The sequence below is a fragment of the Acinetobacter sp. CY17 genome (assembly GCF_059515825.1).
On the sequence record NZ_JCAKMX010000042.1, the window covers coordinates 1 to 8,420 of the forward strand.

Genomic DNA, 8,420 nt, shown 5'->3' on the forward strand with positions numbered 1-8,420 from the left:
GATATGGTAATTTGCCGCTAATTCCAGTTGAGTGCTGTAGTTGCGTAAGTAATTGAGAGTTAATAACAACTGATCCTCTATATCTAAAGTATGAGGTCGACCTGATTTCTTTTTGAGTGATTCTGCTTTTTCTAGAACCTCTACCATTTCAGTAAAAACTCGTCGAGGTACGCCAACTAAGCGTTTGAATTCAGAATCTGAAAAACGGTTTAATTTCTGATATCTCATGAAATTTATATGGAGGTGATTTTTACTTTCGCAAGAGGTCTACAGAATGGATTAAACCAAGAATTCGCATCTACATATATCAGCTCATCTTGATTTAAAAATATGAGCTAATAGACGCTAGAAAATGATTCAATAGTTCCAACTTATTTACATGTTTTAACACATCCTTAAATCTTTATATAGCGTACATATTTTTTGGTTTGTTTTTTACTTTTACAAGAACTATTGTAAACTAAGCCCATTTAATCATTTGACCAATCATGGGTACGCTTTAATGACTCAAGTACAATTGCATCAATTACAAAAACAACTGTGGAATATTGCCAATACTTTACGTGGCAAAATGGGTGCTGATACATCAATTGCTAGTCATATTTTGAAAAACCTGCTATAGCTTCATAAAATACTCTTATTAAAAATCCTTAAGATACACTTGAATTACTTAAATCTCGCCAGAATCCCACTACTTTTGCCATAATTTTAAATGATGCCGTTAATGGTATTGTTTGTTGTGGCCATTTTTCATTTAAAACCTGCAAAAACATACCATCAGTTTCTATGACTAAGCGTTTAAATAAGGCCTCTTGATGATCTTGAGTTTGTACAATCACAAAATCTCCTGTCTTAAGGGATACTGATTCTAGATCAGTAGTGACGTACAGATAATCATGTGGACGGAATTCTGGCAGCATAGATTCGCCTAAAACTTCTAAGGCATAACAATCCTTGGTCATATGAGGATGTGCTGCTAGCCAATTTTTATGATTTGCGTTGATATTTTTTAATGAGTCTTTTTGATTGGCCTGTTGCCAAGATAATAAAGGTATTAAAGATGAGATAGGTTCTATTTGTGGAGAAGAAACAGTATCAGCGTTTAGCATAGGGGAGCGCTCACCTGCTAACCATTTATGATTTACGCCCAAAAAATCTGCTGCACGAGTTAAGTTCGAACCCTCTAATTCCTTTGTAGGTCCATTTAACCATTGGCCAATACTAACTTTACTTACCTTGCAATATTCAGCTAATTCAACATTTCTAAATTTTTTTCCCTTAATCTTTTCATAATGTTGCTTTGCCAAAGCCATACGTTCTTGCAACGTGGACATATCTTTTACCCATAAAGTAGTAAAGTAAGCTTAACTTTTTATCTGTAAAGTTTGCTTTATAATATTAAGTAAAGTAAACTTTACTTTAACTTGAGACTGATCTTCAAAAGGTGTCTGCATGAAGTTAATAGAAATGAAAACAATTGATGCATTGAGCTATTTAAATGCACCGAAAATTGCTAAGCATTTAAATATTACTCGGCAAGCAATATATCAATGGGGCTACATGGTGCCAGAGAAATCTGCATTATTGTTAGCTAAAAAATTCCCAGAAATTCCACATATAAATTTTATGGAAATAGGAGAGAAAGATATTAAGAAATAGATTTTTCGATATTGAATATAAGGCTTTAGGAATTTTAAAAGTAAAAAAGCCTGATGGATCAGATCAGGCTTTTTAAGAACTCAAACATCTGAGGTTTGAATATGCAAAGAAAATTATCACAGTTGCCTGTAAATGGCAATATGCTTTGTGCTGCTCAAAATAATGGGCAGTATTTAAATACCCAACGCATGGCTTTTTACCTCATTGTTAAAGCAAGTGAGGTGGCGTTATGAGCTTAGATGCAACCAATTGGGCATGGAAACTCGAACTCAACGAAAAACCAGGGGGCAGCCGTAAACCCTTAAAACGTTTATTGCTGTTGTCGTTGGCTGACCGTGCTGGGGAAGACCATTGCTGTTACCCAAGCATGGCACGTCTAGAACGAGATACAGGTCTTGAACGTAAAACCGTGCTTAAAATTATTGCTGAACTGCTAGAAGAAGGATTAATCGAGGATACGGGTGAACGTAAAGGCATAACTAAACGGGTTAAAGTCTACCGTTTGATGGGTATTCATGGACGAGAAATGATACCAAATCAGGCACCATTATTTGCAATGAATAGTACCAACAACGGCACGACTAATCATGCCAACAACGGGACTTTGAATAGTGCCGTCAACGGTACACAGAATCTCCCAAAGAATCTTTCAGAAGAATCTAAATATAAAAATACCTGGCTCGATGTTGAAAAACTTGAGACAGAAGTATTTTTAGCCAATGATCAAATTTCATTCCAAGCCCTCATCACGGCGCCATGGTTTGAAAGAGAACGCCGTGCTTTTGAAATCTACAATCAAGATCGACTCAGCAATGCCAATTTGATGCTGTATCACTTTGCTGATTGGCTTATCCATGCCTATAGCCACAAATACAACAAAGGATCCATGCGTCAGGCGATATCTGAGCAAGCGCAGTCATCTAAACCACAGGGCATGAGTGCCAAGCAGATTCATTATTTTGCGCAAAAACTAGCACAGCATACGGGTTTTGCCTCTTGCTATGCTGATGTCGGAGAAACTTTGGCAGGCTTTAGCTCCCGAGTCGCCAAGTTATTACAAGACCCAAAACAACGACATGCTTGGCAAAGCTACCTAAGCGATGTGGGTTTTGAAACGAAACCTAACACGTTGTCTGTATCCAAGCCTTAAGCCTTGAACCTATAGCAACACATTTTATTCATCCTGGTGTCCTCAATATACCCATAATCCGGTGGGTAAGGGGACACGACACAAAAAATAAGGAATCTTCCCATGGCACAAACCATGTTATTAAAAAACGTATTAAACCGTCGCCCTATGATGGCCTATCCAGAGCAGTACAGTATTCAACGAGACGATTTTGAAATTACGCTCGCGGATTTTGCCCAGAGTGAAATTATCGACAAGCTCTATAAAGCCGATAATCAACGCTCTACAGAATATTGGAGTCTACGCGATATTATTCGTTTCATTAATGCATGTACGACTGATCCGAATGCGTGGCTGACCTTTTTGTATTGGAAAGATCAACAAGGGAATATGTATTTAATTGATGGTGGCCATCGATTATCGAGTGTCTATGCTTGGATCAAACGTTACTTTGTTGATGAGCAAGTCAAGGATGCCCCCAAATTTACGTCTTCACAAAAAGAAGAATTACGTACATTGCGGAAATCTTTAAGTCAATATGCGGATTTTCAAAAGATTATGACTTCCGAGTTGGAGGAATTTAAGGAAGCTAAAAACAATATTAAACATTTAAAAATGCGTTTTGTGCAGGTGATGGGATCACCCGAAGATGCGCGCCGTGTGTTTGAAAGTATGAACTCAGATACCAAGAGTTTGGATAAAAACGAAGCGTATCATTTAAGTCATCGAGGGACGGTTCGCTACTATGTTACGTCAGCATGTTGCTATTTAGATGATAATAAAAGTACCCTGATGCAGCTAGGCAGTGATCTTGAAAATCAGATGATCGAACTAGGTGAAAAGATTCATCATCTGGTTTTCCAAAATATGCTACTCAATACCTACATGACGCATGGCAAACGGATTGGGATCGTGCATGAGTTATTTGATATTTTGACCAGAGGTGATACGCAGGAGTATTTTTCTGGGGCAAGTTTAGCGACGTCGGTACTCCATCATTTGCAACGCTTGTATGCAGTACTGACCCGTATGGTGACATCGCCTTATGATCCGCATTTAGTCAGTCTGGGGTTACATCCGCAGCTATATTTCTTTAAAGATACGCGTGTGCAGATCACCAGTTTACTGGCATGGTTTAGCATTATGTCTGATATTCACGATCAGCGTAAATTACGCCAATTTACGGCAGTACGAAGTAATGTTGAAATGCTAATTGCCAACTTCCCCATTATGATTACTGAAACCATTGGTAAATATGGGAGTGGGGTGAAGGGGCATGAGCGTTTAGAGCTGGTCTATTTGGCATTCATTGAAGTGGCCAAAAGAGTGGACATTGATGTGGATGATCCGAACACTATGAATACCATCATGATGGTATTTTCAAAAAGTTTTCCATACATCAACTTTACTGAATTTTTCCAGCAAAATTTTGAAGCAGATTATGATTATCAACTGGTAGATGATGTATCGGGTTATATCCTCGGTTTAATGCCATCGAATCGGAAAAATTCAACACAGTTCTCAAGCTTTACAAAGGCTTTAATTAAGCAAAGAATTGAGGCGGCACGACATAATTTCTGTGAAGTGTGTGATGGCTTATTACATTTAGATAGTATTGAACACGACCATATTATCGCACGCTCTGTTGGTGGTCGCGGTGATGTAGAGAATGGCACATTGTTACATCCGTATTGTAATCGCTTTAAAGCAGATCGTGAGTTAGAGGAAGCACGGGCTGATTTGTTTGGATAAGAACTGAAGGGATCGCTTGATCACTGTTAAAAGTGGTCAAGCTCTGTCCTGGATTGGGTTTTTTAATGATGAAGCTTAAAATTATTTTGTATTTATCTTTATATAACGTAAAATACATTTATAAATCATGGATTAAACAAAAATTGCATCACGATCCATCAAGAAAATTTACTTAATTCATGATTTTGTCTCAGGGTGAGTGAGAGGGGTGCAGTGAAGAGATAAATAAAATGTTAGATTGGGTACAGTGGAAAGATGCAAATCGTCATAAAATTCAACATATCGTTGGATATGAAGAAAAATTTGTTGACGAAATTTTAAGTCAAATCCCAGAAATTAAACCTGATGATGTTGTTGCTCAGTTTCCATTCAAAGACAGTAAAACAGGGAATCGTTATATCGACTTTATGATCGTGAATGAGAAAAAAGGGTATAAACTTCCGATTGAATTAGACGGCTATGCCAAAATTAATAATAAAGGCTATGAAGTATTTAATGACTTTTTAGAACGTCAAAATGATTTGATCAAACAGTTTGGTATTGTGTTGCGTTATACAAATAAAAAAGCATTTAACCAACAGAACCAAGTGATAAACGAGATACGTCAAGCTTTAAAAACACAAGCAAATCGACAAATTACTGATGCATCAAAGCAACAACAGATCCAAAGTCTCATTCATGAATATGAGACAAAAATCGCAGAATACGAAAGACTCCGAGTTAAAGAGCATCAAGATCCATCCGTGGATATGACGAATGAGCTGAGCCAAGTTCGTAGTGGTCTCAATGTATTTAAGCAAAATCATATGGAAGAGCTTAATAATGTTCGGAAAGAACTCTCAGATATGAAAGGTCGGCAAGCTGAACATTTGGGGTCAATCAAGAAAGAAATTCGTAAGTATTTAATGGTTGGTGCTGGCGTAGTAGCTTCAATTGCACTTGGTGCAGTCGTTTATATCCAATCCAAAACATCAGCACCGAATACAGAGGTTCAGGCACTTCAAACACAGACTCATTTCTCAGATCAACCAATCTCTCTCAGTAATGGTTATAGTGAGTCTTATATAGAAGCATCACAGGCTATATATTATGTTGGTGAAAATAAAGTAATTTGTGGGCAGGTTGCACAATACAAAAAATTCTCTAAAGGAGTCTATTTGAATTTTGATCGACCTTATCCTTATCCGACCTTTACTATTGTTATTTGGAACAATAATTCGGATGTCAGCCAACAACTTCAAAACGTAGAAAATAATACACTCTGCGTGAAAGGGATGATCGAAGAGTACAAGGGCAAACCGCAGATGGTTTTGAATTCTTTACAGCAGATTATGTAGAGGTATGTGATGGGTGTAATAGGTACTATAGTCGTTATCCTTGTGGCTCTCTTGCTGATATCTGCGTTTGCACAAGTTGAGAGTGATAATGAGCTCGAGAACAAAAAGAAAAAGGATGATTTAGAACTGCAAAAAAAACAAAAAGAATATGATCTGGAGTTACAAAAGAAAAAAGAAGAGTATGAGCTAGAGCTTAAGAGAAGAGCTGGTCTTGATCCTATATATCAAGAGCAAATGCGTAAGAATAAGCAATACAAGACTATGATTGCTTGCTTAATTGTTTTCATGGTTTTGATAGTAGGGTACTTGATAGTTTCGAAAAGTGATTCGAGGTCTGAAGCAGATTATGGTACTTCTTCAATAGGAGATGAAATTACTGTTCCGTCACAAGAAGAATCATTAATTGTTCAGGAAACTCAAAATTTACCTGAGAGATTTACTCCAGTAGTAGGCAATAAACGGCAGGTAGAAAGTACACCATCTGAAATTCAACAAGTTGCTCAATCAAGAGAGATTGTTAAACCGACTGTCGCAAATCCATTTGAAGAAAATATAGGCGATACAAATTTATCGTCATCCCGTCAGATTTCAGTCTATGAAGTCGATAAATTTATTGGGGAAAATACGACTGTCTGTGGTGAAGTCAGTCAAATTTCACAAACATCAAAAGCAACATATATAAATTTTGGTGGACAGTATCCAAAACATCAATTCAGCGCGGTGATGTGGTCAAACAATACCATGCCAATATCAGAGGGTAGCAATATTTGTATCTCTGGCTTAATAGAAAGCTATAAAGGTATGCCTCAGATTGTTATTCGTTCTCCAGAAAATCAGGTTTATAATCATTAAATAAGTAAGGTATATCTCATGCTAAAAAAAATTTTAGTCACGTCTCTACTGTCTTTAGCAAGTGTTAGCTCTATCGCTCAGGAAGCTAAAATTGAGGCAATTAAAGCGCCATTTCATGTTGGCAAGAGTGTTATGGCCTGTGGTCAGTTGGCAGAGGTCAAACATTTTGACAATCGCCACTATTTAAATCTTGATAAAAAATATCCTAATCAATCACTGACGCTTTTAGTATGGGATAATAATTACAAGTGGTTTGAAGAGCGTTTTGGGCGTATTGATCACATGGTTGGTCAGCGTTTTTGTGCTCGTGGAACCATTGAGGAGTATAAAAACAATTTACAAATCAAGGTCAATAATCCTCAATTTTTAAGATTGATGAAATAAAAATCCCATTTGCCTGGGGTCAAAAGCTTTAACAAGTATAAACAAGTTGATAAATTCTCAGGATTGATCTGATCCTAGACAGTATCGTGGACAACAAATCCCTCTAAATTCTTAAAATATTTCTGTTCAAAGGCTTCTGGGCTTAACCAGCCGTTTGCGGAATGCCTTCTGACCCGATTGTAATAAATCTCAATATAGTCAAACAAGACTGTATTCGCTTCTTTTCGAGTGGCAAACACACTGCCATGGACCACATGACCTTTCAATGTATGAAAGAAGCTTTCGGTCACTGCATTATCCCAACAGTTTCCCCTGCGTGACATACTTTGAACGCAGTTATTCGTCAATAATAGCGCCCTAAAATCACGACTACAGTACTGTGAGCCTTGGTCCGAATGCACCATGACACCCATTGGATACCCCTGACGAGCCATTGCATAATGAAACGCATCACACACCAATTGACGGTCTATTCGATGGCTGGTTTGCCAGCCGACAATACGACGGCTGAATAGATCCAGCATCACACATAAATACAGCCAACCTTGCTTAGTACGGATATAGGTAATATCCGTTGTCCAGATCTTATTGGGTTCATTGACCGTAAATTGACGATCCAACAAGTTAGGCGCTGTAGGCAAACGATGGTTTGAATCAGTCGTATGCTTGTATTTACGTGCAATCCTGCTACGTAAACCAAGCTTTTTAAGCATTCTTCCAACGGTTCGTTCGCTCATGCTGTAACCTAAATCATGCATGTCATGTACCAATGAAGGTGCACCCAATCGTGCATGATGCTGCCAATATACGGCTTTTAAATCATTATATTTCTGCGCTGGATTGGTCTGGCGTTTTCGCCAGGCATAATAGCCTGAAGTGCTGACACCCAGGCATTGACAGGCAGAAGATACAGTGACTTCATTCACATCCAGATCTTGAATTACCGTGTACTTTTCTTGGCATGATCTGTCAGAAAGTACACATGCGCTTTTTTAAAGATGTCATTGGCTTCCCTGAGCTGTTTGACTTCTTTCTCTAATTCTAAGATCCGCTGTTGTTCTGGTGAAAGTTGACGTTTGCTTGAACCCACTGGATTGGCTTCACGAATCCATTTGTCTAAAGTTGAATAACCCACACCTAATTTCTGGGCGATTGCAGCTATAGGTTCGTGGGAGTTTGAAAGTGCATAATCAATCGCTTGCTGTTTAAATTCAGGACTAAAACGTTTAGCCATTTCTTGAATCTCCAAAGATTAAAGTTACGTTATCTTTAGAGGGACGTGCTGTCCATTATTTTGGCTAGGATCA

The 8,420-nt window shown here is 37.9% G+C and carries 9 protein-coding genes and 2 pseudogenes; 8 read left to right on the forward strand and 3 right to left on the reverse strand.

The window, feature by feature from the left end; translation table 11 throughout:
• Positions 1–228 (reverse strand): annotated as a pseudogene (locus tag AC5YCI_RS15860) (hypothetical protein); the annotation flags it as partial.
• Between the two features lie 274 nt (positions 229–502).
• On the opposite strand from AC5YCI_RS15860, the pseudogene AC5YCI_RS15865 reads away from it, so the two are divergent.
• A pseudogene (locus AC5YCI_RS15865) lies at positions 503–583 on the forward strand (hypothetical protein); the annotation flags it as partial.
• A gap of 67 nt (positions 584–650) precedes the next feature.
• Here AC5YCI_RS15865 and AC5YCI_RS15870 read toward each other — a convergent pair.
• Complete coding sequence (locus AC5YCI_RS15870; RefSeq protein ID WP_496175910.1) at positions 651–1,334, reverse strand: S24 family peptidase; 684 nt, start codon at positions 1,332–1,334, stop codon at positions 651–653.
• Between the two features lie 118 nt (positions 1,335–1,452).
• On the opposite strand from AC5YCI_RS15870, the gene AC5YCI_RS15875 reads away from it, so the two are divergent.
• From AC5YCI_RS15875 to AC5YCI_RS15905, 7 genes are all read left to right on the forward strand, one after another.
• Positions 1,453–1,659, forward strand: coding sequence for a Cro/CI family transcriptional regulator (locus tag AC5YCI_RS15875; RefSeq protein ID WP_496175911.1), 207 nt, complete (start codon positions 1,453–1,455; stop codon positions 1,657–1,659).
• A 101-nt stretch (positions 1,660–1,760) separates the two neighbouring features.
• Entirely contained in the window at positions 1,761–1,892 is a 132-nt protein-coding gene (locus AC5YCI_RS15880) for a hypothetical protein (protein ID WP_496175912.1), read from the forward strand.
• Entirely contained in the window at positions 1,889–2,809 is a 921-nt protein-coding gene (locus AC5YCI_RS15885) for a helix-turn-helix domain-containing protein (RefSeq protein ID WP_496175913.1), read from the forward strand. Before AC5YCI_RS15880 ends, AC5YCI_RS15885 begins: the two co-directional genes overlap by 4 nt.
• A 102-nt stretch (positions 2,810–2,911) precedes the next feature.
• Complete coding sequence (locus tag AC5YCI_RS15890; RefSeq protein ID WP_496175914.1) at positions 2,912–4,540, forward strand: HNH endonuclease; 1,629 nt, start codon at positions 2,912–2,914, stop codon at positions 4,538–4,540.
• A 230-nt stretch (positions 4,541–4,770) separates the two neighbouring features.
• Positions 4,771–5,877: a putative endonuclease domain-containing protein gene (locus AC5YCI_RS15895; protein ID WP_496175915.1), complete on the forward strand. Its 1,107-nt coding sequence runs from the start codon at positions 4,771–4,773 to the stop codon at positions 5,875–5,877.
• A 9-nt stretch (positions 5,878–5,886) separates the two neighbouring features.
• A complete protein-coding gene (locus AC5YCI_RS15900; RefSeq protein ID WP_496175916.1) occupies positions 5,887–6,729 on the forward strand; it encodes a hypothetical protein in 843 nt (280 codons plus the stop codon).
• Positions 6,730–6,747: 18 nt separating this feature from the next.
• Positions 6,748–7,113, forward strand: coding sequence for a hypothetical protein (locus tag AC5YCI_RS15905; RefSeq protein WP_496175917.1), 366 nt, complete (start codon positions 6,748–6,750; stop codon positions 7,111–7,113).
• A 74-nt stretch (positions 7,114–7,187) separates the two neighbouring features.
• Here AC5YCI_RS15905 and AC5YCI_RS15910 read toward each other — a convergent pair.
• A protein-coding gene (locus AC5YCI_RS15910; RefSeq protein WP_496175269.1) for an IS3 family transposase occupies positions 7,188–8,347 on the reverse strand; the annotation gives its coding sequence in 2 pieces (ribosomal slippage) (positions 7,188–8,101 and positions 8,101–8,347; 1,161 coding nt in all).
• Positions 8,348–8,420 lie beyond the last annotated feature (73 nt).

Bases quoted from the DNA above. Each gene is read 5' to 3' on its own strand.
- AC5YCI_RS15870 (WP_496175910.1), bottom strand. From the start codon at position 1,334: ATGTCCACGTTGCAAGAACGTATGGCTTTGGCAAAGCAACATTATGAA.
- AC5YCI_RS15875 (WP_496175911.1), top strand. From the start codon at position 1,453: ATGAAGTTAATAGAAATGAAAACAATTGATGCATTGAGCTATTTAAAT.
- AC5YCI_RS15880 (WP_496175912.1), top strand. From the start codon at position 1,761: ATGCAAAGAAAATTATCACAGTTGCCTGTAAATGGCAATATGCTTTGT.
- AC5YCI_RS15885 (WP_496175913.1), top strand. From the start codon at position 1,889: ATGAGCTTAGATGCAACCAATTGGGCATGGAAACTCGAACTCAACGAA.
- AC5YCI_RS15890 (WP_496175914.1), top strand. From the start codon at position 2,912: ATGGCACAAACCATGTTATTAAAAAACGTATTAAACCGTCGCCCTATG.
- AC5YCI_RS15895 (WP_496175915.1), top strand. From the start codon at position 4,771: ATGTTAGATTGGGTACAGTGGAAAGATGCAAATCGTCATAAAATTCAA.
- AC5YCI_RS15900 (WP_496175916.1), top strand. From the start codon at position 5,887: ATGGGTGTAATAGGTACTATAGTCGTTATCCTTGTGGCTCTCTTGCTG.
- AC5YCI_RS15905 (WP_496175917.1), top strand. From the start codon at position 6,748: ATGCTAAAAAAAATTTTAGTCACGTCTCTACTGTCTTTAGCAAGTGTT.